Raw genomic sequence first — 25,280 nt, forward strand, 5'->3', positions numbered from 1 at the left:
GGGCGGGGGTGGTCCGTGGGTGTTGCTCGTCGGGCCGGCGGGAGTTACCCGTCGAGGCCGCTCAGCGCGGTCACGGCCCGGTCGGTGATCTCCTCGGGGCTGCCGGAGACATCCACGGCGACACCCGTCTCGTCCGCCTGGAGCGGCTGGAGGGTGGCGAACTGGGAGTCCAGGAGCGCCGTCGGCATGAAGTGGCCCTGGCGGTGCGACATCCGGTCCTCGATGAGCTCCCGGTCGCCCTTGAGGTGGACGAAGACGACCCCGGGGGCGGCCGACCTGAGCCGGTCCCGGTAGCTGCGCTTCAGTGCGGAACTGCTGACCACCCCGCCGAGGCCGGCCCGACCGTGTGCCCAGGCGCCGATGGCGTCGAGCCAGGGCCAGCGGTCCTCGTCGGTCAGTGGTGTCCCGGCCGTCATCTTGGCGATGTTGGCCTCGGGGTGGAAGTCGTCGCCCTCGGCGTAGGGAACGCCGAGCCGCTGGGCGAGCAGGGGACCGATGGTGGTCTTGCCCGTGCCTGCCACTCCCATGACCACGACGACGTGGGGGGTGTTCATCACTGCCTCGCTGTCTTCTTCGACACTCGGATTCGGCTTCCCGGTGTCGACATCTCGATGCCGGATGTACGTCAGGTGCCGCATCCGTCACGCCACTGAAACCCATAGGTCAGATGAATTCAAGAGTCTGTGACGTATAAGTCTGACTTTTTGTTCCCGCCGTCGGCCTCGTAGGGTGAACCCCATGAGCACACCGGGCCGGGGGCTGCACGGCCGTGTACTGGAGAGCCTCGGTCCCGCCATCACCGCGGGTGAGTACCCGCCGGGCAGCGTCCTGCGCACCGACGAGCTGGCGCAGCGTTTCGAGGTGTCACGCTCCGTGATGCGTGAGGCGGTCCGGGTCCTGGAGTCGATGCACCTCGTCGAGTCCCGTCGCCGGGTCGGCGTCACCGTACGTCCCGCGAACGAGTGGAATGTCTACGATCCCCAGGTCATCCGGTGGCGACTGGCGGGCGCCGACCGGCCCCGGCAGCTGCGCTCGCTGACCGTGCTGCGCTGTGCCGTCGAGCCGGTCGCCGCGGGGCTGGCCGCCAAGCACGCCACGGCCGAGCAGTGTGCCGAGCTCACCGAGTGCGCCCTCGGCATGGTGGCCAACTCGCGCGGCCACAAGCTGGAGGGGTATCTCGTCCATGACGTGGCCTTCCACCGGATCGTGCTGAACGCGTCCGGCAACGAGATGTTCGCGCGGCTCGGTGACGTGGTGGCCGAGGTTCTCGCCGGCCGTACTCACCATCAGGTCATGTTCGAGGACCCCGACCCCGCGGCCGTCACGCTTCACGTTCAGGTCGCGGAGGCGATCCGTGGGGGTGACGCGGTCCGTGCGGAGGAGCTGACGCGGGAGATCGTCGTGGGTGCGCTTCAGGAGTTGGACGTTCTGAGTCCGGAGGCCTGAACTTCTGGGGTTCCGGCGGGAGTTGTTCGGCTGCGGCTGCGGCTGCGGCTGCGGCTGCGGCTGCGTTGGGGCTGGTTGTGCGCAGTTCCCCGCGCCTCTGTCGGGGCTGTGGCTGGTCGCGCCCACGCGGCGGAGCCGCAAATGTGCACGCCCCGTGCCCCTGTCGGGGCGCTACTCGCTGATGCCTCCGTCCACGTACACCCACGCCCCGTCCGCCCGCTCGAAGCGGCTGCGCTCGTGGAGTGAGCCGCCGTTGTACGACGCCCGGAAGGTCACCGTTCCGGTGGTGTGGAAGGCCGACCCCTCGCCCGTATCGAGGATCTCCAGGCCGGTCCAGCGCATGGCCGGATCGAACTCGACGCGGGGCGGGCGGGTGCGGGGATGCCAGGTGCGCAGCAGGTACGCCTCGTCGCGCTTCACGAATGCGCAGTAGCGCGAGCGCATCAGTGCCTCGGCGGTGGGGGCCGTGCCCTGACCCCGATGAAATCGGCCACAGCACTTTTCGTACGTCTCCGCAAGACCGCAAGGGCAGGAGGGGTTGTGCGCGGGGGCGGAACGGCGCTGGTTGCGGGATTGCGGGGTGCGTCGGGACATGCGCTCCATTCTGCTGCACCACGGCCTGTGGGGAATCCGTGAATCAGGTGCCACGACACGAGTACATCGTGTGCGAGCTGTGCGCCGTGCTCTTCATCGAACCTCCCCCAGGCGTGGCGTGAACCTGCCTTGCATACGCAACTGCCCACACAGCACGGTGGATTGAGCACTTGAGCATCAGGAGTCACAAGCGTGCTGCTTGACCCCGGACGGCCGTCCGACCGGGGCACTGACGGGGGAAAACTGATGCGGTGCCGCGGTCCGGTGCGCTGACGCGTGTCCGGAGACCTCCGCGTGCGCCGTGAACGGGACGTCTCCCTCTGCCGCCTCTTGGTGCCTGCCACCCGGTGCCCGAGAACGGATTAGGAGGGGGAATGCCGATGAGCGCGGTGAACACTGCCAGGCCGACGTATCCCGGCGTCTACGTCGAAGAGCTTCCCAGCAGCGCCCGGACCATCTCGACCGTCACCACCTCGGTGACCGCCTTCGTGGGGCACACCCGGCGCGGCCCGCTGAACGAGCCGGTGCGCGTCACGAGCTTCACCGAGTTCGAGCGCCGCTTCGGCGGGCTGAGCTCGCAGAGCGCCGTCGGCTACGCCGTGCACCAGTTCTTCGGCAACGGCGGCACGGTCGCCGTGATCGTCCGCGTCGCCAAGGCGGGCAGCGGCAAGGCCGCCTGCGTCACCCTGGAGTCCACCGAGGGCCACAGCGAGTCCGCGGTCCTCGAAGTGCACGCCAAGGAACCGGGCGTGTGGGGCAACGGCCTGCGCGTCGCCGTCGACTACGACACGCCCTGCCCGGACGAGACGTTCAACCTGCGGGTGTACGACGCCAAGGGTGAGGCCCGCGAGAGCTTCACCGGTCTGTCCATGGATGCCTCGCACGGTCGGCACGCGCCGACCGTGATCAACGCGGGCTCGCGGCTCATCCGCGTCGAGGCCGTGGGCGAGGGCCGCCCCGACCCGTCGGGCACCGTCTCCAAGCCGTTCGGGCACGAACTGCCCGACCTCGCCGTCGACTTGACCGTCAAGATCGGTGAGGTCGAGCGCGAGTTCACGCTGTACGACCCCGACTGCGACGGCGAAGTCCCGTCCAACGTGGCCGAGTTGGCGCTGCTGCTCGAACGCAAGCTGCGGGCGCTGCCCGACGCGCCGGGCAAGCACGCCTTCGCGGGCGCCGAGGTCACCGCTTTCGGCAAGCGCCTCCAGGTCGTCGCGGGCTCCACCGACCCCGAGGACGTCGTCCGCTTCGTCGGCGAGTGCGCCAACGACCTCGGCCTTGAGGCCTCCGTCAACCCGCCCGTCTTCCCGCTGGAGGGCGGCGAGGACGGCGAGGCGCCCGGACCGCGCGACCTCATCGGCAGCGAGGCCGACAAGACCGGCATCCAGGCGCTGCGCGGTGTCGCGGACGTCAACCTGCTCGTCCTGCCCGAACTCGCGGCGTACGAGTCCACCGAGGACGCCATCACGGTCGTCTCGGCGGCCCAGCGGCTCTGCCAGGAGCGGCGGATCTTCCTCCTCGTCGATGCGCCCGGCACCTGGGTCAGCGTGGACACCGCCCGCGCCGGACTCGCGGCCTACGACGCGGTACGCGGCAACCACGCGGGCCTGTACTTCCCGCACCTCCAGCTCACCGACCCGCTCACCGGCCGGCTGCGCTCCTTCCCGCCGTCCGGCGCCGTCGCCGGGGTCTACGCGCGCACGGACTCCGAGCGCGGTGTGTGGAAGGCGCCCGCCGGCACCGAGGCACGGCTCGCGGGCGTGCACTCCCTCACGGTCAACCTCACCGACCGCGAGACCGGGCTGCTCAACCCGCTCGGCGTCAACTGCCTGCGCACCATGCCGATGGTGGGCCCGCTCGTGTGGGGCGCGCGCACCCTGGAGGGTTCCGACGCGCTCGACAGCGAGTGGAAGTACGTGCCCGTGCGGCGGCTCGCGCTGCACGTGGAGGAGAGCCTCCAACGCGGCCTGCAGTGGGTCGTGTTCGAGCCCAACGACGAGAACCTGTGGCAGCAGATCCGCCTCGGCGCCTCCTCGTACCTGCACACGCTGTTCCGTCAGGGCGCCTTCAAGGGCGGCACGCCGCGCGAGGCGTACTTCGTCAAGTGCGACCACGACACCACGACGGACGAGGACATCGCGAACGGCGTCGTGAACGTCCTGGTCGGCATCGCGCCGGTCAGGCCCGCCGAGTTCGTGATCGTCAGGATCCAGCAGACGTCCGGGCAGTTCGAGCTCTGAGTTCGAACTCCGAGTTCGAGTTCTGAGTTCGAGTTCTGAGTTCGACGACGGAGAACGTGAAGGAAACCGATGGCTGAGTTCACTGTCAACGCCCAGCGCTTCGACCCGTACAAGAACTTCAAGTTCCTTGTGCTGTGGGACGGTCGTACGGTCGCGGGCATCAGCAAGATCAGTCCGCTGAAGCGGACCACCGAGGTCGTCAAGCACCGGCACGGCGGCGACCCCAGCTCCCCGCGCAAGTCGCCGGGGCGCTCGGAGTTCGAGGGGATCACGCTGGAGCGCGGGGTCACCCACGACCCCGAGTTCGACCGCTGGGCCAACAAGGTCTGGCAGGTCGGGGCCGGTCTCGGCTCCGAGGTGTCCCTTGCCGACTTCCGCAAGGACATCGTCATCCAGGTCCTCAACGAGGCCGGTCAGGTCGCCGTCTCGCACAAGCTCTACCGGACCTGGCCGAGCGAGTACCAGGTCCTCGGCGAGCTGGACGCCAACGCCAACGCGGTGGCCATCCAGTCGCTGAAGCTGGAGTGCGAGGGCTGGGAGCGGGACTACGAGGTGCCCGAGCCGGAGGAGCCCTCTTTCCTCAACCCCGCCTGAGCAGAGGCGAGTTGAACGACGGATGGGCCGCAGGGGCGGCGGGGCGGATACGGAACGGGGGCGGGCATGACGAACACTCGGGCGGCTGAACTGCTCACCACCTGGGAGACCGGGCTTGCCCAGGCCCCGTCCGGACGCGCCCTGCTGCTGCACCGCGCCGCACGCCCCGACACCGGCGGCGAGGCGCTGTCCGCGCTGCCGGTCGGCGAGCGGGAGGCGGACCTCTTCGCACTGCGCCGGGCCCTGTTCGGCGAGCGGATGCAGGTGCGCCTCACCTGCTCCGCCTGCGGCGAGGACATGGAATTCGACCTGGACGCCGGGGAGTTGGCCCGGTCGACAGGCGCTCCCCCCGAACCTTTGGTGCAAGTCGCCGAGGACGGCTGGGAGATCGAGTTCCGGGTGCCGGGCGTCGCCGACCTGACGGCGGCAGCCCGGCACCCGGATCCACGGCGGGCGCTGCTCGCCCGCTGCGTCGTCTCGGCGGTGCGCGACGGGGTGGACGTCCCCGCCGACGCGCTGCCCGAGACGGTGCAGCGGCGGCTCGCCGAGGCGGCCCAGGAGGCCGACCCGGGCGCCGACGTCACGCTCAACGTCAACTGTCCCGAGTGCGGAGCGGCCACCCGTGCCGAGCTCGACATCGCCTCCTACCTGTGGACCGAACTGGACGCCTGGGCACGGGACGTGCTCCTCGACGTCCACCTGCTCGCCACCGCGTACGGCTGGAGCGAGCCGGAGATCCTGGCGCTCAGCCCGCTGCGGCGCCGCTACTACCTGGAGCTGTGTGCGGATGTCTGACTCCGTGGGAGGGCACCCCGTGAACGAGGGGGACGTCGGGGAGTCCCGGGCGCCCGACTTCTTCGACCGGCTGCTCGCCCGGCACACCCCGGCCGCAGCGCCGCGCCGCGGCGTGGCACGCGTACGGCCGCGGCTCGCCGGACCCTTCGAGCGGGTCGAGGCGGTACGGGCCGGCGCACAGGAGCCGGAGACGGCGGAGCCGCTGTGGCCGACCTCCGCCCCATCACCCACGTCCGACGGCGACTTGGCGCGCCCGGCGGTCCGCGAGGTCCAGTTCCGTACGGAGCGCGAGCGGACCGTCGTACGGCCCGAGCGGGCGCCGTCGCACGATCTCGCGCCCCAGCCCTTGGTGCGGGACCTGCCCGAGGCGCCGCTGCTCAGGCCCGCCGTGCCGGTGGCGCCGGGGCCGCGGCCCGTTCCCGACACCGCGCGGCGCTCCGCCGGGCGGGGCGAGCCGGAGCGGTCCTCCTCCCAGAGCGCGGTGTCCGTGCCCCTCCCCTCGGGTGCGGCCACCGCTTCCCCTGCCGCCGTGTCCGCCGCGCTGCGACCCAGCTCGGCGGACACGGCGGCGGCCCGGGACGCCGTACGGCAGGCCGCGGGCCGACGGTCCGGCCGCGGGGGCGAGCAGGTGGTGCAGGTGCAGATCGGGCGGCTCGAAGTGACGGCGGCGGGGCCCGCGGCGGCGGGTGGCGGCAGCCGGGGGGCCGCTGCCCCGGCGCGGCAGGCGGCGACGGTGAGCCTGGCGGACTACCTGGCGAGGGGGCGCGAGTGAGGAACGTACGACGAGACGACCGCCGGAGTACCGAGGGTGGACACGGTGATGCCGAGGATCTTGGGACTGGGACTGAGGAACTGACGTCATGAGCAACGCACTTGCCATCGCCCACGTCACCCAGGCCCTCGCCCTGCTGATCGAGGCCAATCTCCAGCCCGAGATCGACATGGCCGTCAAGGTCGAACCGCGCAAGCCGTCGGCGGATCCGCCGGCCGAGCCCACCATCACCGTGTTCCTGTACCAGGTCACGCCCAACACCTCGCAGCGCAACAACGACCTGCCGACCCGCGCGTCCGACGGCACGCTGCTCAAGCGGGCCGCCGCCGCACTGGACCTGCACTTCCTCATCAGCGCCTACGGCGAGGAGTCGGAACTGGTCGGGCAGCGGCTGATCGGTTCCGTGGTGCGCACGCTGCACGAGATACCCGTCCTGCCGAAGGACATCATCGAACTCGCCGGGGAGAAGCCCTACTTGGCGAGCAGCGACCTCGCCGAGACGGCGCAGCGGGTGCGGTTCTCGCCGACGGTGATGGACATCGACGAGACCTCGAAGCTGTGGGGGATGCTCCACCAGACCCCGTACACGTTGTCCGTGGTGTACCAGGCGGCTCTCGTCTTCATCGAGGGGCGCGAGGTGCCTGTGCCGGCGAAGCCGGTGGAGCGAGCTGGGGTGCGGGTGCTGCCGTTCGGGGCACCGGGGGCGCCGGTTCCGCCGGGCGCGTCCGTGAATGGGTCTGCGTCCCCAGAAGGACAGGTTTCCGGGGAGGCGGGGGCAAAGGCTGCCGTCCAAACGCCCGCCAAGTCTGCAGCCGAGCCCGAGGCCAAGCCTGTCGCGAAGGCTGCGCCCAAGACCTCGGCGAAGGCTCCCGCGAAGGCCCCGGTGAAGGCCTCCGCCGCGAAGGCGCCGGCTCGCGCCCGCAAGGAGGGACAGCTCAACAAAGCTGCCCAATCGGGCAAGTCGGCCCAGTCCGGGAGGTCGGCGCGCGGCGCGGCCAAGAGCACGGGAGCCGCTCCCTCCGCCTCACCCGGGTCCTCCGCGGACGCCTCGACGGTCGGCGACGGCCCCGAGGGCACGGAGGACTGAGGCGGCGTGGGATCGACGGGGGCAGGTGAGGGCATGGGGACGGACGAGACGGGCACACCCGGTACGGCGGGCGGCGGCACGTCGCTGACCGCCGAGATCCGGCGCGTCCTGGCCGGTGTCGACGCCCACGCGGCGGGCGCGGCCGAGACGGGCACGACATCCGAGGCCGAGGGCGGTGCCGAGGGGAGCGGTGGAAGCCACGGCGCCGCCGGTCACCCCGTACATCACCCGGCGGGCCCCGCCACCGCGCCCCTCGACGCCCTCGTCGCCTGCTTCGGGCTCAGCGACTTCGAGCGGGACCTCGTACTCCTCACCGCCGCCTACGAGTTGGACGCCACGACCGCCGCGCGGTGTGCCGCGGCGAGCGGGGACCCGGAGCGTGCGTACCCAACCTTCTCGCTCGCGCTGGCCGCTCTCGCCGAGCCGCACTGGAGTGCGCTGACGCCGGTCGCGCCCCTGCGGCGCTGGCGGATCGTGGAGCTGGACGACGACTCGCGGCTGACGCTGTCCCGGCTGCGGCTCGACGAGCGCATCCTGCACTTCCTGCTCGGCTCGCCCTACCTGGACGCCCGCCTGCACGGCCAGTTGCGCCGCACGCCGGTGCCGGACGAGCTGCCGCCGTCGTACGACCTGGCCGCGAGCCGGGTCGCCACGGGCTGGACGACCGGCGCGCGACCGGACGCGGCGCTGCTCGTCGAGGTGGTCGGCGGCGATCTGCGCAGCCGGGCCGACATCGCCGCCGCGGGCGCCGCCCGCTCGGGGCTCGGGCTGTACGCGATGAGCGCCGAGGACATCCCCACGGACCCCGCGGAGCGCGACCGGCTGGCCCGGCTGTGGCAGCGCGAGGCGATCCTGCTGCCTGCCGCCCTGCTCGTGGAGGCCGGTGAACTCGACCGTGACCAGCACGCGGCCACCGACGCGTTCCTCGCCGGAGCCGCCGTCCCCGTCGTCGTGTCCAGCGCCGACCCGCGCCAGACGGACCGGCCGCACGGCGAACGCGTGGCCGTGCCGCGCCTGGACGACGAGGAGCAACTCGGCCTGTGGGCAGGTGCGTTCGAGGGCGTCGCCGAGATCCCTGAGGGTGAACTGCGGTCGCTGGTCGCGCAGTTCCAGCTTCCGCCCCATGTCGTGCGTGCCGCTGCCGCCGCCGTACGCCGTGATCTGCCCGGCGAGGACGAACTGGACGCCGGCCGACTCGCCTGGCGTGCCGGAATGAACGAGGCCAGGGTCGGCATGGACGACCAGGGCCGCCGTATCGAGCCCGAGGCGGGCTGGGACGACCTCGTGCTGCACGAGCGGCAGACGAGTGTGCTGCGCGAGATCGTCGCGCACGTGCGGCAGCGGGCAACTGTCCACCAGGAGTGGGGATTTGCGGCCACCCTGCGCCGAGGGCTGGGCGTGACGGCCCTGTTCGCGGGCGGTTCGGGAACGGGCAAGACGCTCGCCGCCGAGGTCATGGCCAAGGAGCTCGGCCTCGACCTCTTCATCGTCGACCTGTCCCAGGTGGTCAGCAAGTACATCGGCGAGACCGAGAAGAACCTGCGGAAGGTGTTCGACGCCGCCGAGGCCGGTGGCGCGCTCCTCCTCTTCGACGAGGCCGACGCCCTCTTCGGCAAGCGCAGCGAGGTCAAGGACAGCCACGACCGGTACGCCAACCTCGAAGTCAGCTATCTGCTGATGCGCATGGAGGCCTACCGAGGGCTCGCCATCCTCACCACCAACATGAAGAAGGCCCTGGACACGGCGTTCATGCGGCGGATCCGTTTCGTCGTCGACTTCCCGTTCCCGGCCGAGCACGAGCGTGCCGAGATCTGGCGCAGGGTCCTGCCGTCGCGGACCCCGACGAAGGGCATCGAGCCGGAACTGCTGGCCCAGCTGACCGTCGCCGGTGGCTCGATCCGCAACATCGCCCTGTCCGGCGCGTTCCTCGCCGCCGAGGAGGGCGACCGGCTGCAGATGCGGCACATGCTCGCGGCGGCCCGCACCGAGTACCTCAAGCTGGAGCGCTCCCTGACGCCGGGGGAGGTCCGCGGATGGGTGTGAGCAGGGACGCGGGGAGAGGCGCGAGCCAGGACGCGGGCAGGGGCGTAGGCAGGGAACCGGGTGCGATCCGGGTGAACGTCGGCGAGCTCGTTCTCGACGGCTTCCGCGTGGACCCGGACCGGGTGTCGGCCGCGTTCGAGCACGAACTCGCCCGGCTGGTACGCGAGCGTGGCGTACCGCTGGCGGCGGACGGCGCGGTGAACGTGGACGCGCTGTCCGGGCTGCCGCCGCTGCCCGCCGGCCTGTCCGCGCGACGGCTCGGCCAGGAACTGGCGCGCGCGGTGCACGCGGGACTCTCCGGCCGTGGGGAGGTGACGCCGTGAGCAGTAACTCGCAGACACAGGACGGCCGTTCGGACCAGGCCGCCGAAGAGCGCCGCCGCAAGCGCAGGGAGCGTGCGGCCAAGTCCCGTACGCCCGAGCCGAAGGACATCGTCAGCGGCGCCGGACAGCCTCTCGACGTGGGCGTACGAAGGGAGTTGGAGGAGCAGCTCGGTCACGACCTCAGCCGCGTACGCCTGCACACCGGGCGGGACGCCGGGCAGCTGACCGAGTTGCTGGGCGCGGACGCGGTCGCGGTCGGCCAGGACATCTTCTTCCGCGAGGGCGCCTACCGGCCCGGCACCGCCGACGGCCAACGCCTGCTCGCCCACGAGCTGTTGCACACCGTGCAGAACCCGGACGGCCTCGGCGCGCTGCGCGCCGGCCGCGACCCGGGCGCGGTGAGCCTGCCCCAGCAGGCCATCGAGCGCGAGGCGGAGTCGGCCGCCCAGGACCTTGTACGTCCGGCCGCTGCCCAGGAGTCCGCGCTGGAGGTGGAGGAGGGGCAGGCCACGCCCGGCTGGCTGCGGTACGCCACCGTCGACGCCGACCGGAACCGGCTCGAGCAGATCGACCCCGCCACCCTCGTCGACCGGCTGACGAACTCGGTCGTGCGCTCGCTGCGCGGCGACCCGGAGGACCGCTCGAAGCGAACGCGCCGCCAACTCGCCCGGCTGCCCGACGAGTTGCTGGACGGCGTCCTCGACCGCCTGGAGGACCGGCTGCTCGGTTCGGAGCACGACCGGGTGCTCGACCTGGTCGAGGAGATCGAGGCCGACGGGGATCTTCCGGAGGAGACGGACTCCTACGACGCTCCGGCCGTCGAGCCGGACGCGGCCGAGGAACTTCGGGTCGAGCGGGAGAGCGAGCAGCGTTCGGCCGAGGAGGACCGGGAAGAGGAGCGGAAGCCCGGGGTGGCTCCGGGGCCGGAGAAGGAACCGGCTGTTGGGGAAGGGGCCGCCGGGTCGACGCCGGAGAACTCGGCGCCGGGGAACGGGAGTTCCGCGCCGGGTGGTGATCGGGAGCCGAGCCAGGGTGCAGGGACTGGTGCTGGGACTGGGACTGGGGCTGAGGTCGAGAAGGCGACGGCGAGCTCCGCGCAGGGTGAGGCGGCGAAGTCCGAGCAGGGCAAGGGCGAGCAGGCCAAGAGCGAGAAGAAGGAGGCGGCCGGAGAAGGCAAGGCCGGCAAGGAGGACAAGGGAGCCAAGGAGGACAAGGGCGTCAAGGGGGAGAAGGAGGCTTCGGACGGGCAGGAGGCTCCCGCGGCCGGCAAGGAGGAGTCCGCGGCCAAGAACCGGCCGGGCGCGGTCGATGCGCTCGTGGCGGGTCAGAACGTGAAGCCGCAGGACAAGGCCGGGCAGCCGAAGCCGACGGGTTCTCCCACGGCAACGGGCAAGGGCGGCCAGCAGTCCGGCCCGCTCAGCAGGCTCGACGGTGTGCGCAACCAGGACCTGGAAGGCCCGGAGCAAACGGCCGACGAGGGCCCGTTCGGCTCCGGCAGCGAGTCCGAGGTCGAGGTCGGCGGCGGGGAGAAGAGCTCCTGGGACATCAAGCTCCAGCCCGAGGACTTCATTCCGGAGCAGGATCCCGACGTATCCGGCGTACCGACCGCGGACGAGGCGGATCCGGCCTCCGCCGCCGGGGCGGCCGTGCCGTCGTCCGCCGCGCCTCCGGTTACGAGGGCCGACAAGGTGCAGGCGGAGAGGGACGCCGAGGACGCGGAGGATGCGGAGGCGGAATCCGAGTCCGAGTCCGAGGAGGGCGACGCTGCCGGGGCCGCCGACACGGAGGCCGTGCCCGAAGGCGAGGACGCCACCGTCGGAGACGGGCAGCTCGGCGGCCTCGCGCTGGAACAGGCCGCCGCCCCGCCTCCCGTACCGGGCTCGGTGTCGAAGGATCCGAAGAACGGCGCCGACCCCAAGGCCGGGCCCGTGTCCGCGCAGACGGCGGTGCAGGAGGCGCCGGGCCGGTCCGAGGACGGCGGTGAGGCGCAGGAGACGGCCGCCAAGGAGGAGAAGGGCACTCCGGCCGCGGGCGGCAAGTCGGCCGGCGCGCAGGAGAAGGCTTCTCCGCAGGCGGGCGGCGCCCAGTCGGGCGGGTCCGAGGCCTCGGGCCGACAGGAGCAGAGGAAGCCGGAGTCTGGGCAGACGGCTGCGGCTGGGTCGACGGGCGGGCAGGCTCAGGGGGCTTCGTCGTCGACCTCGTCGGCTGGGTCGGCTTCCGGGGGTACGGCGGGCAAGAGCGAGCCGGCGTCGGACGCTTCGAGTGCCTCGTCCGCGCGGGACAGCCATGTCTCCGGCGGCTCGTCCGGAGGCGGCGGCCAGAGCCAGTCGTCGGGCGGGGGGAGTACGGGTACGGCGGCTCCGCAGGCCCCGGCGGTGCAGGAGCCCGCGCCCGCCGCTTCGGAACCGGTCCAGGCGCCCGAACCCTCGGTGCAGGAGGAGGCCGCGGCGCCCGCTCCCAAGGCTGATGCTGCGCCGAAGGCGGCCAAGTCGGCTTCTGCCGGCAAGGGTTCGCGCGGTGGAGGTTCCGGCGGAGGCGGAGGCGGCGGTCGTGGTGGCGGCAGTGCGGCCGTGCCTGCGGCCAAGGGCAAGGGAAAGAAGGACTCGGGCCCGGCGCCGAACCTCTCGCAGGTGTCCCCGGAGGCGGGCCTGTCCACCGCCTCAAGTCTCAAGCCCCACAAGGCACTTGAGGCTATGGGCGGCGTGGGCGGCTCGGTGGACCGTACCGTCGGCGACGAGCACAAGGCGCTCGCCGCCGCGCCGCCGTCGATGCAGCGCCCGGCCGGTGCGCCCCAGACGCTCCAGGGCAAGCCGAAGGCCGATGCGCCCGCCCAGTACTCCCAGGACCCGGCGCAGAAGTCCGAGGCGCCCGAGGAGGAGAAGGCCGAGGTCAAGGGCGCGAAGGAGCCCGAGGGCCAGATTGAGGCCGAGAAGGCGGAGGAGCCTGGCGGCTGGGACACCTTCAAGATGGCGCTGGGCTTCGGCATCGGCTGGCTCGCGGACAAGCTCGGCTTCGAGGTGGACGCGCAGGAGCTGGCGGCCAAGTTCGCCGGGCTGCCGACGAAGGACGAGGCGCTCAAGCAGGCGCAGGCGGGCAACGCGCCGGGTGTCGAGCTGCAGGGCGATGCGGACCAGGCGGCGGGTGAGCAGGGTGCCGCGGTCGATACCAAGGGCCAGGAGACCGTCACGACGGGCCGGGACGACGCGGCCCGCCCGATGGGGGAGAACCAGGTCTACCCCGACGTCCCCAAGGAGCAGCTGAAGGCGAAGGTGCCCGGCCCCGAGGGCGGCAAGGGTGGTGTGCCGGAGGGCGGCGCGTCGACGGGGGCCGTACCTCCGGAGGCCGCGTCCGAGGTGGCGGAGCACGACCGGGGGCCTCAGTTCAAGGCCGCGTTCAGCGACGGCCAGAAGGGCATGTCCGAGGGGCGGCAGACCAAGGACCGGGACTTCCGCGACTCGCAGGCGAAGCACAAGCAGAAGGTCGACGCCGAGGTCGCGGCGAACACCGAGAGCCAGACGGGCGAGCGCGACAAGGCCCTCGGCGATGTCACCGCGCAGCGTGCCGACTGGCGCAAGGAGCAGGACGAGGAGCTCAAGAACCTCGGTACGAAGAAGAGCGAGCGGCACGACAAGGTCCGTAAGGACGTCCAGGACAAGGAGAAGAAGACCGACGACGACGTCGACAAGGAGAAGAAGGACGGCGACAAGAAGATCCAGGACGAGAACACCAAGGCCGAACAGGACGCCGAGAAGAAGCGCGACGACAGCGTCAACGATTCGGGCAACTGGATCAGCAAGGCCTTCGACTGGATCAAAGAGAAGGTCCTTGAGATCAAGAACGCGATCGTCCGCGTCATCAAAGCGGCGCGTGACGCGGTCGTCGGTTTCATCAAGAACTTCAAGGAGACGGTTGAGCGCTGGATCAACGAGGCGCGCAAGTTCATCGTCGACGCGATCAAGAAACTCATCGACGACCTGATCGAATTCGCCAAGGCGCTGGTCCGGGGAATCATCGAACTGGCCAACCGTATCCGGAAGTTCATCAGTGGGCTGATCTCGGCGGCGATCGCCATGGTGAACCGGCTGGCGAAAATGCTGAAGCAGATCATCACGGATCTGCTGCACGCCATCGGCAAACTGCTGGGCAGCATCCTCAGCATCCTGAAGAAGATGCTGCTGGACGTGATCAAGGCCGTGATTGCCGCGGTCAAGACGGTCCTTGAATACGCCTCCAAAATCCTGGGCGCGCTCGGCGAGTTCATGATGATCGCCGTCGATTTCCTCTCCGACCCGGGCGGTTGGCTGAGCGGCGCCAAGAACTCCGCGGTCGACGGGGCGAAGAACCACCTCTTCCGTGAGGTCCAAGCGGCCGTCAAGCAGTGGTTCCAGTCGAAGATCGAGGAGATCCTCGGCATCCCGAAGGCGATGATCGACAAGCTCATCAAGGGTGGCTTCACCCTGGAGCGGATCGTCAAGGAGACGTGGGACGCGATCGTCCCCCAACTCCCCTTCATCATCGGCGAGATCGTCATCACGAAGGTCATCGCGAAGCTGATTCCGGGTGCGGGCTGGGTGATGGCGGTCATCGACGCCATCCGTACGGCCATCGGCGCCCTCAGCGAGATCCTCCGGGCGATCGGCGCGGTCATCACCTGGCTGAAGGCGGTCCGCCAGGGCGGCGCGGGCATCCTCTTCGCCAAGGCGGTCGCGGCCGGCATCGTCGCCCTCCTCGAACTCGCCTACGAGTTCCTCCTGAACGGCATCGGCAAGTACGTGGCCAAGGTGGGCCGCCGTCTCAAGAGCGTTGCCCTGAACCTGGGCAAGGAGAAGCCGGGCGGGGGCCGGGGCCCGGCAGGCCAGGGTTCGGACGACCGGGGCGGCGACAAGAAGACGCGCCCACAGCCGGAATCCGGGCCCGGCCCCACTTCCGGCGCCCCGACCACACGCCCGACGACGAGCGGCCCGACAACAAGCCGCCCAACGACGAGCCGCCCAACGACGGCAGGGCAGCGCCCCGGCGGGACGCCGACCGCGAAGAAGCCGGGGACCACCACCCCGGCGAAGCCCACGTCACCCACCACCGGCCCCGCCAAGGACGGCACCAAGCCCGGCCCCGGGACGCCCAAGACCCCGGCCGACACCAAAAGGCCCACGGGCAACGACAAGAACGGCAAGCCGAAGGACAAGGAAGACGACAGGCCGGACACCCGCCCGACCCCGTCCCCGAAGCCCAAGCCGACTCCCCGGCCAAAGCCGAAGCCCGAACCGGACACGCGCCCCCGCCCGAAGGACGACACCCCGGGCAAGCCCAAGGAGGACCAGGGCTCCACGCCGCCCAAGACGGACGACAAGACCCCGGACAAGCCCAGGGACCAGGACCCGAACAGCCCTGCGGGCAAGGACGGCAGGGGAAACAAGGACGACTCGGGGAAGCCGAAGCCGGGCAAGGACACGCCAGGCAAGCCCAAGCCCGATAAGGACGGCAAGAAGCCGGGCAAGTCCAAGGACGGCGATGGCAAGAAGCCCGACAAGGACGGCCCGGACAGGCCGGCACGCAAGAAGCCGGACAGGGACGGCGACAAGCCCGGCAGGCCGAAGAGCACGCAGAGCAAGGACGACCGAAAGAAGGACGAGAACTCGCAGGACTCGAAGGACGAACGCCTGCGGAGGATCGTGGCCCGCATCCGCCCCATCGAAGAGAGCAGGCTGCGCAAGGGAGTTGCCCGGGAAGACCATGTCGCCGCGCTGGAATCCATGCGGCGGTGGTACGGCCTCACCGAGCTCAGTCGACAGCACCCTCCCGGGTTCACCGTGGTGGCCAGACTCAACCCCGCGCGCAGTGTCATCAGCGGCAGGGAGGTCCCGGAGGAGGGTTTCGACAACGCCGGCTTCGACAAGGGCGACAAGACCGTCCCGGTCGACTGGCTCGACGCCACACATCGCGATCCGAAGCTGCCCCCGGTGAATTCGCCGAAGTTCGAGGACAACAAGCTGGCTTCCGGCTTTACGTCCGAGTATCTCAACCAGAAGTTCGCCACGGCCGAAGGAGACCGAAACACGAAGCGCTCACCTGAGCCGTTCGGTTTCCGGTATCTCAACACGATGACGAATCTCAAGGACAGTGAACGCTGGGACAGGACACACCTCCTGCCGTACGAGCTGGGTGGCAATGTCAAGAACCAGAACCTCGTACCGGCGAGGCACTATCAGAACATGAAGCTCAGGGTGACCGAAGGCCCGGCCGGAAAGTGGATAGCCAACGGGACCAGGATCGCCTGGTACCAAATGGACATCACCTACCACCCGAAGAAGGACCATCCTAGTGGCGGTGACCCCATTCAGGGTTTCCCGAACAAGATGAACACGGCTTGGGGAAGGTACACGCGTAAGCCTGGAAAGAGCGGCGAGAGCCAGTCCCACTGGGACCGGGGATACTCCAAGAGTCAGGTGTCGATTCCGAACATGGAGGAGCCTCCGACGAGTGGGGTCGCCCCTGAGGTCGCGGTGAACGACGAAAAGGACACGTACCGCCTCAAGCTCGCTCTCGAAGCCCGTGATTCACATCTGAAGGCCATTCTGAAACTCCGTGACGAACAGCGGTTCACGAACGAGACCGAGATGATCCGTCGCCTCCAGGAATACCGGCCGCGATTCAATCTGATCAAGATCCAGCGCCGCCTCATCAGGCTCCGAGGAGAAGGACGCCTACGGTTCTAGAGCCTCCCGATCATCCCAGTCCTCGACCCTGCTGCTCTGTCCCGAAGGTGAACCATGACGGATCCTCTGACTCAAAGCGAGACCCTGCAGACCGAATCGATCAGGGAACTTGTCCAAAGCCCCCTGTTCGAAGCGGCATACGAGCAGGAAGACATCACGTTCCCGCTGGCGACCTTCGACCCCCTGTCGGACGAGAACCCGGAGTGGGCGGACGTGAGGCTCAGCGATGAGCTCAAGGAGTGCGCGCTGCGGTTCGTCTCCCTCTCGTGCGAGTGGTCTCTCGCGTCCCAGGACCGGAACCTCGACGGCGAGTTCAGCCTTCCCCACCTCTACCTGGCCATCACCAGAGACCCGCCGCGGCACAACGACCTGGCCACGGAGAGTGAGCGTGCGTTGCTCGCCGACCTCCGGATGATCGACTCGGCTCCTCGACGAGCCACGGGCGAAGCCGCGTTCATCCGGCTCGAACCGCACAAGGAAACACTGGAGATCTGGTACCAGGACCGCTATCTGTTCGACGATCAGAACAACACCCAGGGTTTCCTCAGGATGGAACTCAGCTATTGCGAGTACCTGGACACCCTGCGCCTCACCAAAGGTGCGTTCGGCTGGCAGATGTTGTTCGTCGACGCCTCCCTGCGTGGCAGCGGATTCCGTGCGCACGTGGAAAACCTCACGAACATGCTCGAGACCTTCCCCGCCGCGTTTCCGCAGTACGACTACACCGCCTTGGTAAACCGTCTGGAGGCCCGCCGATGACCCGCTACGCCGACATCCCCAAGCCCATCCGCTCCGGAATAGTCGTCGTCGACCCCGACCGAGGCACGCCCCAGCGCATCATCGTGCTCCAGTTCAACCCGGACACCCTCGAACGCAGCCTCAGCCCCCAATCCGCGGGAGGAAGTGGCGACTCCGGCGGCGGAGGCAGCGGGACCGGAGACCGGAATGAGGCCCTGCGTCTCAAGGGTCCCGCTCAGGAGACCTGGAAGTTCACCGCAGAGATCGACGCCACCGATCAATTCGAGGTCGCCGCACCCGACGGCATTCACCCCCAACTCGCCACCCTCGAAATGCTCGTGCAGCCCACGACGCAGCAGATCCGGGACGCCTCGCGGCTCTCGCAGAAGGGGACCATCGAGATCAGCCCGATCGAGATGCCGCTGACGCTGTTCACGTGGGGGAGCAAGCGGGTGATGCCCGTGCGGCTGACCGAGCTGTCCATCAACGAGTCCGCCTTCGACGTGAACCTCAACCCGATCCGGGCCTCGCTCGGCGTCGGGCTCAAGGTGCTCACGGTCAGCGACCTGCCCGCCGGACACCGAGGCGCCGACCTCTACATGGCCCACCTCGCCCAGAAGGAACGCCTCGCGACGGCCGCCCGCCGGGGCAGCCTCGGCGGACTCGGACTCACCGGCGGGGACATCGGCGGCACGGCGACACTGAGCGGAAGGGGCTGAGCAGCGGTCATGGCCGACATCGAGCCTTACGAGAACGCCCTGGACGCGATCCCGGGCGCCCACCCCTACCCCCGCACCAGCCGCTACCACGACGCCGAGATCGGCATCCACCGACAGCCCGACGGCACCGAAGTCCGGTACACCAAGCGCCGGTTGCTGCCCCCGTTGGTCGAGACCGAGGACGAAACCCAGAGCCACACCGTCAGCAGCGGCGAACGCCCCGACCTCCTCGGGCAGCGCTACTTCGGCGACCCCGCCCAGTGGTGGCAGATCGCCGACGCCAACCCCGTACTGGATCCACGGGAGTTGACCGACGAGGCGGGCAACGTCATCGAGATCCCCCTCGCCGGCGGCTTCCCGCGCGCGGACCGGGGAGACCGGCGTGTCTGAACTCCCCGTGGGCCGGGGCCCCGTACACATCACGCTCCAGATGGGACCGAAGCTCACCCGGCCCGTCCCCGCGGAGGTGACGGAAGCCCTGCTCTCCGCCCAGATCACCGCCACCGCGGGGGAGCGCAGCGGCTTCCAGCTCGCCTTCGACCTCACCAAGAACGGGCTGATCAACCGCACCCTGCTCCCGGAGGGGTTCTTCGACCCGAAGACCCGCGTCATCGTGTCCGTGAGTGTGAAAGGCACGCCCGAGGTGCTCCTCGACGGCCTGATCGTGCGGCAGGAGGTCGGCGCCAGCAACCAGCCGGGCCACTCCACGCTCACCGTCACCGGCGAGGACCTGAGCCTCCTCATGGACCTGGAGGAGCGGACCGACCGCTACCCCAACCTGCCGCCGTCCGAGCGCGTCCTGGCCATCCTGCGCCGGTACTCCGACTACGGCATCCGGCCGGACGTCTACACGGAGAAGGTGTCCCAGCCCCCGCACCAGGACCTCCGCGTCCACTACCAGACGGGCACCGACCTCCAGTACGTCAACGAGCTGGCCCGCGCCAACGGCTACACCTTCTATCTGGAACCGGGCCCCAACCCCGGCCAGTCGTCGGCCCGTTGGGGCCCAGAGGTCAGGCTCGGCATCCGCCAGCACGCCCTCAACGTCAACATGGACAACAACTCCACCGTCGACCAGCTGACGTTCGCGTACGACGGCACGGCGCGGGAGGAACCGCAGGCCCGGTGGCAGGACCCCGGCACCCGGCAGTCCACCCTCCTCCCGCAGCCGCCGATCAGTCCGCTGCGTCCGCCCCTCGGCAAGCGGCCCACCCCGGCGCTCAAGCGCAGGACGCTGGCCGGCACCGCCAAGCAGCAGCGCGAGCAGGCCGAGGCCGAACTCCTCGCCAGAGCCGCCGTGTCCGCCGACGTCGTGTCGGGCTCCGGCTCGCTCGACGTCAACCGGCACGGATACCTCCTGCAGCCCCGCCAACTGGTCGGCGTGCGCGGCGCCGGACGCGCGTACGACGGCGACTACTACGTCAAGTCCGTCACGCACACCCTGCGCCCGGGCTCGTACCAACAGAACTTCACCCTCTCCCGGGAGGGCCTCGAAGCCCGCAGCGCCTACGTCAGGCCCTGACCCACCACAGCACGCACGGCCCCGCGGCACCCGGCCCCCCACCAGCACTCCACCCGCATCACCCAGCAACACCCCACAGAGCAGGAGCAGTTCAGCATGGCGGCACCCAGCAATCGCTACCTCGGCAAGTTCCGCGGCCGGGTGATCGACAACAACGACCCGCTGCACATCGGGCGGATCACCGTCGAGGTCCCGGACGTCCTCGGCGACGAGCCGTCGACGTGGGCGCTGCCCTGTCTGCCGTTCACCGGTCCGGAGGCGGGCCAGTTCGTGGTGCCGCCGCCGGGAGCGGGCGTGTGGGTCGAGTTCGAGCAGGGTGACCCCAGCTTCCCCGTGTGGACGGGGTGTTGGTACGGCGACCGGAGCGAGCTGCCGCCGGACGCGCGCCGCCTTGTCCAACCGGCCTCGCAGGCCAAGCCGGTCGTGGTGCAGACACCCGGGGCGCACAAGATCGTGATGAGCGATCCGCCGGGCGCGGACCAGGGAATCCTGCTCCAGGCCAAGGGCGGCGCCTACATCCGCATCACCGAAGAAGCCGTCGTCATCGCGACCGGCGCGGGCGCCGAGGTCCTGCTGCGCGGCGACCAAGTAACGATCAACGAGGGCCAGTTGACCGTGCTCTCGAAGCGATAGGAAGACGGGGGACGAATCAAGTGTCCAGCGCAAGAGGGGCATCCGGCGGTCTGCTCGGCACCGGTGCCGTGATCAGCTGCCCGCACGGCGGTCGCGCCACCACCGCCACCACATCCACCTCCGCCGTGCTCATGGACGGCATGCCCGTCGCCACGGCCGAGCACGGGTACGTCGTCACCGGCTGCCCGCACACCGTCGACGGGGTGCCCGTCCCGTGCGTCTCCGTCCGCTGGACGGCCGACGGCTCCGGCGTCACGGTCGGCGGCGCGTCCGTGCTGCTCGACACGTCCGCGGCCGAGTGCTTCACCGCGGCGTTCGTGCCGCAGGGACCGCCGGTCGTCCAGGCCGAGCGCCGAAGGGTGGCCGTCCGATGAGCCCACGCACCCGCCCCCGCAGCGACATCGCGTTCCCGTTCCGGGCCGACCGCCGTGGCCGCACCGCGCACGCCCGCCACGACGAGCACGTCCGCGACCTGATCGAGCAGGTGCTGTTCACCAGCCCCGGCGAGCGCGTCATGCGCCCCGACTTCGGCTGCGGACTGCTCGACCTGGTGTTCGCGCCCAACAGCCCCGAACTCACCAGCACCCTCGAACTCACCGTGCAGGCCTCCTTGCAGCGCTGGCTCGGCGACCTCATCGACGTGGAGGACCTCGACGTGGTCAGCGAGGACAACGCCGTCCGCGTCCATCTCTCGTACGCCGTGCGCTCCACCGGAACGCGCCGCGACGACGTCTTCGAAGGGAGGGCCGCGGCATGACGAGCACGGGTACGACCACCACCTCCCGGCGGGCGAAGGTAAGGGCCGCCCAGCTCAACGGAGTTGACGCGGTCGAGGTCGGCGACGACGGCCTCACGCTCACCGTCACCTTCCTCGGCAAGGCCCCGCACGGCCTGTGCGCCGAGAACATCCGCATCGACGGCGGCCGACGCATCATCGGACCCACCGACATCACAGTCGTCGACCTGAGTGTCGAGCGCGAGGACGACCCCGAACTCGACGACCGGCTGTACGTCACCCTCGACCGGGCCGGCGACACCTCCCGCTACCGGCTCTCCCTCGTGGAGACCGACCCGTACGGACGCCCCGGGACCGAGCCGTACCGAGGCTTCGACCAGCGCTACCACAGCGCGTCCTTCGCCTTCCGGCCCGACTGCCCGACGCCCTTCGACTGCGCCGAAGAGCCCCACGGGACACGGGAGTTCCCGGAGGCACCCGTCGTCGACTACACCGCGCGCGACTACGAGACCATCCGCAAGCTGCTCCTCGACCGGCTCGCGCTCACCACCCCCGACTGGATCGAGCGCAACCCCGCCGACCTGGGCACGACGCTCGTCGAGCTGCTCGCCTACACCGGCGACCAGATCAGCTACCAGCAGGACGCGGTCGCCACGGAGGCGTATCTCGACACCGCGCGCCGCCGGGTCTCCGTACGCCGCCATGTCCGGCTCATCGACTACGCGATGCACGACGGCGCCAACTCCCGTGCGTACGTGACCGTGCAGACCGCGGGCGAGCGCACGCTGCTGCCCGGCACGTACCGCTTCGCCTCCGTCGACGTACGCACCCTCGACCCGCACGACCGTCCGGAGCCCGGCACGGTCATCGACGACGGGGACCTCGCCGAACTCGACGAGCGCGGCTCCGTGGAGGTCTTCGAACCGGTCGCGTCCGCAGACCCGTTGGAGCTGCGCGCCGCACACAACGCGATCCGGCTGTGGACCTGGGGCGGTGAGGTGTCCTCCCTTCCGAAGGGCGCGACCGCCGCGACCCTGCGCGACGAATGGCGCGACGCCGAGACCTGCGAGGAGCGCCAACTCGATCTGAAGCCCGGCGACTTGCTCGTACTGGAGGAGGTGAAGGGGCCGCGCACCGGCACCCCGGGCGATGCCGACCCCGCCCACCGGCAGGTCGTGCGCCTGACCTCCGTCACCCCGGGCGTCGACCGGATCGAGGACCAGCCGGTCCTGGAGGTCACCTGGGCCGCCGGGGACGCGCTGCGCCTCCCGTTCTGCCTCGCCACCCGCGGCGGTCGCGACTGCGAGCCCGTCGAGGACGTGACGCTCGCCCGCGGCAACGTCGTCCTCGTCGACCACGGCCGCTCCCTGAACTGGTGCGGCGACGGCCTGCCGGAGACGGTGACCGTGCCGCCCGCACCCGCCGTAGTCGGCTCATGCGACTCGCCGGCCTTCGGCTGCCGCGACCGCGACGAGGGCAACGCGCCCGCCCGGCTCATCAACTCCCTTACGGACAAGGCCGAATGCGGGGATCCGCTCACCCCTGACGACGTCCGCGAGCTGTTCGACGTCGTCGGTGAGACCGCGACCGTACGCGCCGGTCTGGGCCTGGAACTCGCCGGGCAGCGGCAGGAACGGGTGGTGCCCGGCACGGCGTACGCGCAGGTCGCGGCCCTCAGGACGCTGCTCGCCCAGTCCGTGTACCCCGGCATCGCGCCCCGCTTCCGGCCGGTCCTCGGCCGCTCGCCCGTGACGCAGGCCGTGCCGTTCCCGGACCCGCGGACCGTCGCCGGCGGCCAGGCCGAGCGGATCGCCGCCATCCCCGGACGGGTCAGGCAGCGGCTCGTCGAGCTGTGGCGCAGCGCCCGCGACCGCGACGGGCTCGGCGAGCGGGAGATCGACGAACTCACCGTGATCTACGGCCTGAAGACCCTGGAGCACCTCGAACTCCACCTCCACCCGGTCCGCGCCCTGCGTGAACTCCTCTTCCGCAGCGACCAGTTGCTCGACGCCAAGCTGCGCCGCGTCGAGGTGCTCACGGCACGGGCCCGCGCGGGCACGGTCCTCGACGGCCACATCGCCTGGGAGATCGCGCACAGTTGGGGACCGGCGTACGCGGCCGGACTGCACCCGGACGAACTCGTGCTGCGCGGCCCCGCCTCGGCGGCGCTCCGCCACGACCCGCGCCAGGCACTCCCGGCCGTACGTCTCCACGAGGGCGAGGGCGAGGGCGACGGGGGCGTGACGTGGGAGCCGCGCCGCGACCTGCTCGACAGCACGCCCCGCGACCGGCACTTCGTCGGCGAACTGGAGGACGACGGACGCCTCGCCCTCCGCTTCGGCGACGGCCGCCACGGCACCCGCCCGACCCCCGGCGCCCGCCTCGAACTCCGCTACCGGCTCGGCGGCGCCACCGCCGGAAACGTCGGCGCGGAGGCCATCAACCACCTGGTCCTGTGCAATGACAGTGACGACCGCGACCGCGAGGAACCACCCGTGGCCGGTGTCCGCAACCCACTCCCCGCCGTGGGCGGCACGGAGCCCGAACCGGTCGAGCAGGTACGCCAGTTGGCCCCGCTCGACCTGCGCCGCACCCGTCTGCGCGCGGTCACCGCAGAGGACTACGCGGCCCTTGCCTCCGCCCTGCCCGGGGTGCAGCGCGCCGCCGCCGCGATCCGCTGGACCGGCAGCGTCCAGGAGGCACACATCGCCGTGGACCCGTACGGCACCGGCGTCCCCTCGGAGGGGTTGCTCGTCGAAGTGGCCCAGGCCCTGGAGGCGTACCGGCGTATCGGCCACGACCTCGTGGTCGCGCCCGCCCGGCTCGTGCCGCTCGACATCGAGCTGAAGGTGTGCGCCAAGCCCGGCCACCAGCACGGGCAGATCCTGGCCGAGCTGTACCGCGTGCTCGGACGCGGTCGCCTCCCGGGCGGGCGGCTCGGCTTCTTCCACCCGGACGCGCTGACGTTCGGCGAACCGGTCCGGCTCAGCCGTCTGGTCGCCGTCGCGGCGGCGGTGCCCGGCGTCGAGAGCGTCCATGTCACACGGCTTCGAAGGCTGTTCCACGAGGACCGAGGAGAGAGGGAGGACGGCGTGCTGCGGCTCGGCCCGCTGGAGATCGCCACCTGCGACAACGACCCCGACCGGCCGGAGAACGGCCGCCTTGCGATATCCCTCGGAGGTGCCCGATGAGCGACGACTGCACCTGCGGCGGCGCGTGCGGCCATGGCGCGTCCGGTGGCGGCGCATACGGCGACGGCATGTCCGGCGGTGGTACGTGTGGCTGCGGCGGCGCGTGCGGAGGCCACGACGAGCGCCTCGCCCCCGCCCCGCTCCACAACCCGCCCGGCCGCACGGCCCTCGACTACCGCGTCGGCGAGTACGGGTTCTTCCTGGCGGCCCAGCTCGACCGGCTGGCCTCGCCCGCGTACCCGGCCCTGAAGGGGCTCACGGTCCGCACCCCCGACGACCCGGCGATCGGCCTGCTCGACGCCACGGCCGTCCTCGGTGACCTGCTCACCTTCCACTCCGAGCGGATCGCCGACGAGGCCTATCTGCGGACGGCCAACGAACACCGCTCGCTCGCGCTGCTCGGCCGGCTCGTCGGCCACCGGCCGCGCCCCGGTGTCGCCGCCTCCACGCACCTCGCGTACAGCCTCGAACGCGATCCGCGTGCCGAGACCCTGCCCGTGGTGATCCCGCGCGGGGCACAGAGCCACAGCGTGCCCGCGTCGGCCGACGAGGAGTCGCAGACCTTCGAGACGAGCCGCGACCTGACGGCCCGCTGGGACTGGAACGAGCTGAAGGTCCGGCGCCGCCGCCCCTCCCTCGTCACGCCGGCGGACCTGGAGCGCCGCTCGGAACTCTTCGTCGAAGGCACCGCCAACTCTCTCCAAACCGGCGACCAGTTGCTTCTCGTCTTCGGTGAACAGGCGGGCACAGGCCCGAAGTTGCTGCCCGTCGCGAAGGTGCGGATCGACCGGGACGACGAGATCACCGCGATCGGCCTGGCCCGGTCGGCTCCGCCCACTCTCCGGGAACTCGTCGACGAGGTACGGCGGTGGACCTCCGAGCCCGAGGCGCCGGGCGACCCCGGTGACGAACCGCCCACCCCGGAGGTCCCCAACCCGCGCCCGGTCAGCCGCCTGATCGAGGACTTCGACGACCAGGTCCTCGCCCCCCTGCGCGCCGACCTGGACGGGATCAAGACCCCGGAGAGGCTCGCGGCCCGTCTTGCCGAGCCCGTGGCACGCCTGGGTGAGGCCCAGGTCCTCGCGACGCCGTACGAGGATGTCGCGGCATGGTTCGAGCAGTTGGAGGCGG

General features: G+C 70.7%; 20 protein-coding genes. 18 read left to right on the forward strand and 2 right to left on the reverse strand.

The features are described 5' to 3' along the window. Positions 1-44 precede the first annotated feature (44 nt). Complete coding sequence (locus AOK17_RS23420) at positions 45-554, reverse strand: gluconokinase (protein ID WP_055614525.1); 510 nt, start codon at positions 552-554, stop codon at positions 45-47. Positions 555-738: 184 nt separating this feature from the next. On the opposite strand from AOK17_RS23420, the gene AOK17_RS23425 reads away from it, so the two are divergent. Next, complete coding sequence (locus tag AOK17_RS23425) at positions 739-1,446, forward strand: FadR/GntR family transcriptional regulator (protein WP_055614507.1); 708 nt, start codon at positions 739-741, stop codon at positions 1,444-1,446. Between the two features lie 171 nt (positions 1,447-1,617). Here the strand turns inward: AOK17_RS23425 and AOK17_RS23430 are convergent, their stop codons facing one another. Next, positions 1,618-2,040, reverse strand: a complete 423-nt coding sequence (locus AOK17_RS23430) for a YchJ family protein (RefSeq protein ID WP_055614508.1) — start codon at positions 2,038-2,040, stop codon at positions 1,618-1,620. A 374-nt stretch (positions 2,041-2,414) separates the two neighbouring features. Here AOK17_RS23430 and AOK17_RS23435 point away from each other — a divergent pair, with 374 nt between their 5' ends. From AOK17_RS23435 to AOK17_RS23515, 17 genes are all read left to right on the forward strand, one after another. After that, a complete protein-coding gene (locus tag AOK17_RS23435) occupies positions 2,415-4,280 on the forward strand; it encodes a phage tail sheath family protein (protein WP_055614509.1) in 1,866 nt (621 codons plus the stop codon). Positions 4,281-4,349: 69 nt separating this feature from the next. Continuing rightward, positions 4,350-4,874 (forward strand): phage tail protein, encoded by a 525-nt coding sequence (locus AOK17_RS23440; protein WP_055614510.1) that lies wholly within the window; start codon positions 4,350-4,352, stop codon positions 4,872-4,874. A gap of 66 nt (positions 4,875-4,940) precedes the next feature. After that, entirely contained in the window at positions 4,941-5,669 is a 729-nt protein-coding gene (locus tag AOK17_RS23445; RefSeq protein WP_055614511.1) for a T4 family baseplate hub assembly chaperone, read from the forward strand. A 19-nt stretch (positions 5,670-5,688) separates the two neighbouring features. Next, entirely contained in the window at positions 5,689-6,441 is a 753-nt protein-coding gene (locus AOK17_RS23450) for a hypothetical protein (RefSeq protein ID WP_245697320.1), read from the forward strand. A gap of 88 nt (positions 6,442-6,529) precedes the next feature. After that, positions 6,530-7,528, forward strand: a complete 999-nt coding sequence (locus tag AOK17_RS23455; RefSeq protein ID WP_055614513.1) for a Pvc16 family protein — start codon at positions 6,530-6,532, stop codon at positions 7,526-7,528. A gap of 33 nt (positions 7,529-7,561) precedes the next feature. Continuing rightward, positions 7,562-9,571 (forward strand): ATP-binding protein, encoded by a 2,010-nt coding sequence (locus AOK17_RS23460; protein WP_055614514.1) that lies wholly within the window; start codon positions 7,562-7,564, stop codon positions 9,569-9,571. Beyond that, positions 9,562-9,894: a hypothetical protein gene (locus tag AOK17_RS23465; protein WP_055614515.1), complete on the forward strand. Its 333-nt coding sequence runs from the start codon at positions 9,562-9,564 to the stop codon at positions 9,892-9,894. Before AOK17_RS23460 ends, AOK17_RS23465 begins: the two co-directional genes overlap by 10 nt. Next, positions 9,891-16,610 carry an eCIS core domain-containing protein gene (locus AOK17_RS23470; protein ID WP_055614516.1) on the forward strand — a complete coding sequence of 2,240 codons (6,720 nt, stop codon included), beginning with the start codon at positions 9,891-9,893 and terminating at the stop codon, positions 16,608-16,610. Before AOK17_RS23465 ends, AOK17_RS23470 begins: the two co-directional genes overlap by 4 nt. Positions 16,611-16,664: 54 nt before the next feature. Next, a complete protein-coding gene (locus AOK17_RS23475; protein ID WP_055614517.1) occupies positions 16,665-17,369 on the forward strand; it encodes a hypothetical protein in 705 nt (234 codons plus the stop codon). Then, the gene (locus AOK17_RS23480) at positions 17,366-18,067 is read left to right on the forward strand and encodes a hypothetical protein (protein WP_055614518.1); all 702 of its coding nucleotides are present in this window, start codon (positions 17,366-17,368) and stop codon (positions 18,065-18,067) included. Before AOK17_RS23475 ends, AOK17_RS23480 begins: the two co-directional genes overlap by 4 nt. Before the next feature lie 9 nt (positions 18,068-18,076). Further along, entirely contained in the window at positions 18,077-18,457 is a 381-nt protein-coding gene (locus AOK17_RS23485; protein ID WP_055614519.1) for a LysM peptidoglycan-binding domain-containing protein, read from the forward strand. Further along, positions 18,450-19,589, forward strand: coding sequence for a hypothetical protein (locus tag AOK17_RS23490; RefSeq protein ID WP_055614520.1), 1,140 nt, complete (start codon positions 18,450-18,452; stop codon positions 19,587-19,589). The genes AOK17_RS23485 and AOK17_RS23490 overlap by 8 nt, the downstream gene beginning before the upstream one ends. A 96-nt stretch (positions 19,590-19,685) precedes the next feature. Continuing rightward, positions 19,686-20,222, forward strand: coding sequence for a phage baseplate assembly protein V (locus AOK17_RS23495; protein WP_055614521.1), 537 nt, complete (start codon positions 19,686-19,688; stop codon positions 20,220-20,222). Positions 20,223-20,242: 20 nt separating this feature from the next. Continuing rightward, a complete protein-coding gene (locus AOK17_RS23500) occupies positions 20,243-20,596 on the forward strand; it encodes a hypothetical protein (RefSeq protein ID WP_055614522.1) in 354 nt (117 codons plus the stop codon). After that, a complete protein-coding gene (locus AOK17_RS23505) occupies positions 20,593-20,979 on the forward strand; it encodes a GPW/gp25 family protein (protein WP_055614523.1) in 387 nt (128 codons plus the stop codon). Before AOK17_RS23500 ends, AOK17_RS23505 begins: the two co-directional genes overlap by 4 nt. Beyond that, a complete protein-coding gene (locus tag AOK17_RS23510; RefSeq protein ID WP_055614524.1) occupies positions 20,976-24,149 on the forward strand; it encodes a putative baseplate assembly protein in 3,174 nt (1,057 codons plus the stop codon). Before AOK17_RS23505 ends, AOK17_RS23510 begins: the two co-directional genes overlap by 4 nt. Before the next feature lie 68 nt (positions 24,150-24,217). Further along, positions 24,218-25,280: baseplate J/gp47 family protein (locus tag AOK17_RS23515; RefSeq protein WP_483855180.1), on the forward strand; the 1,063-nt coding region annotated here is incomplete at its 3' end.

The organism is Streptomyces phaeochromogenes (assembly GCF_001418655.1).
Taxonomy (GTDB): domain Bacteria; phylum Actinomycetota; class Actinomycetes; order Streptomycetales; family Streptomycetaceae; genus Streptomyces; species Streptomyces phaeochromogenes.

Bases quoted from the DNA above. Each gene is read 5' to 3' on its own strand.
- AOK17_RS23485 (WP_055614519.1), top strand. From the start codon at position 18,077: ATGGCCGACATCGAGCCTTACGAGAACGCCCTGGACGCGATCCCGGGC.
- AOK17_RS23425 (WP_055614507.1), top strand. From the start codon at position 739: ATGAGCACACCGGGCCGGGGGCTGCACGGCCGTGTACTGGAGAGCCTC.
- AOK17_RS23460 (WP_055614514.1), top strand. From the start codon at position 7,562: ATGGGGACGGACGAGACGGGCACACCCGGTACGGCGGGCGGCGGCACG.
- AOK17_RS23505 (WP_055614523.1), top strand. From the start codon at position 20,593: ATGAGCCCACGCACCCGCCCCCGCAGCGACATCGCGTTCCCGTTCCGG.
- AOK17_RS23440 (WP_055614510.1), top strand. From the start codon at position 4,350: ATGGCTGAGTTCACTGTCAACGCCCAGCGCTTCGACCCGTACAAGAAC.
- AOK17_RS23430 (WP_055614508.1), bottom strand. From the start codon at position 2,040: ATGTCCCGACGCACCCCGCAATCCCGCAACCAGCGCCGTTCCGCCCCC.
- AOK17_RS23465 (WP_055614515.1), top strand. From the start codon at position 9,562: ATGGGTGTGAGCAGGGACGCGGGGAGAGGCGCGAGCCAGGACGCGGGC.
- AOK17_RS23480 (WP_055614518.1), top strand. From the start codon at position 17,366: ATGACCCGCTACGCCGACATCCCCAAGCCCATCCGCTCCGGAATAGTC.
- AOK17_RS23475 (WP_055614517.1), top strand. From the start codon at position 16,665: ATGACGGATCCTCTGACTCAAAGCGAGACCCTGCAGACCGAATCGATC.
- AOK17_RS23455 (WP_055614513.1), top strand. From the start codon at position 6,530: ATGAGCAACGCACTTGCCATCGCCCACGTCACCCAGGCCCTCGCCCTG.
- AOK17_RS23420 (WP_055614525.1), bottom strand. From the start codon at position 554: ATGAACACCCCCCACGTCGTCGTGGTCATGGGAGTGGCAGGCACGGGC.
- AOK17_RS23510 (WP_055614524.1), top strand. From the start codon at position 20,976: ATGACGAGCACGGGTACGACCACCACCTCCCGGCGGGCGAAGGTAAGG.
- AOK17_RS23445 (WP_055614511.1), top strand. From the start codon at position 4,941: ATGACGAACACTCGGGCGGCTGAACTGCTCACCACCTGGGAGACCGGG.
- AOK17_RS23495 (WP_055614521.1), top strand. From the start codon at position 19,686: ATGGCGGCACCCAGCAATCGCTACCTCGGCAAGTTCCGCGGCCGGGTG.
- AOK17_RS23435 (WP_055614509.1), top strand. From the start codon at position 2,415: ATGCCGATGAGCGCGGTGAACACTGCCAGGCCGACGTATCCCGGCGTC.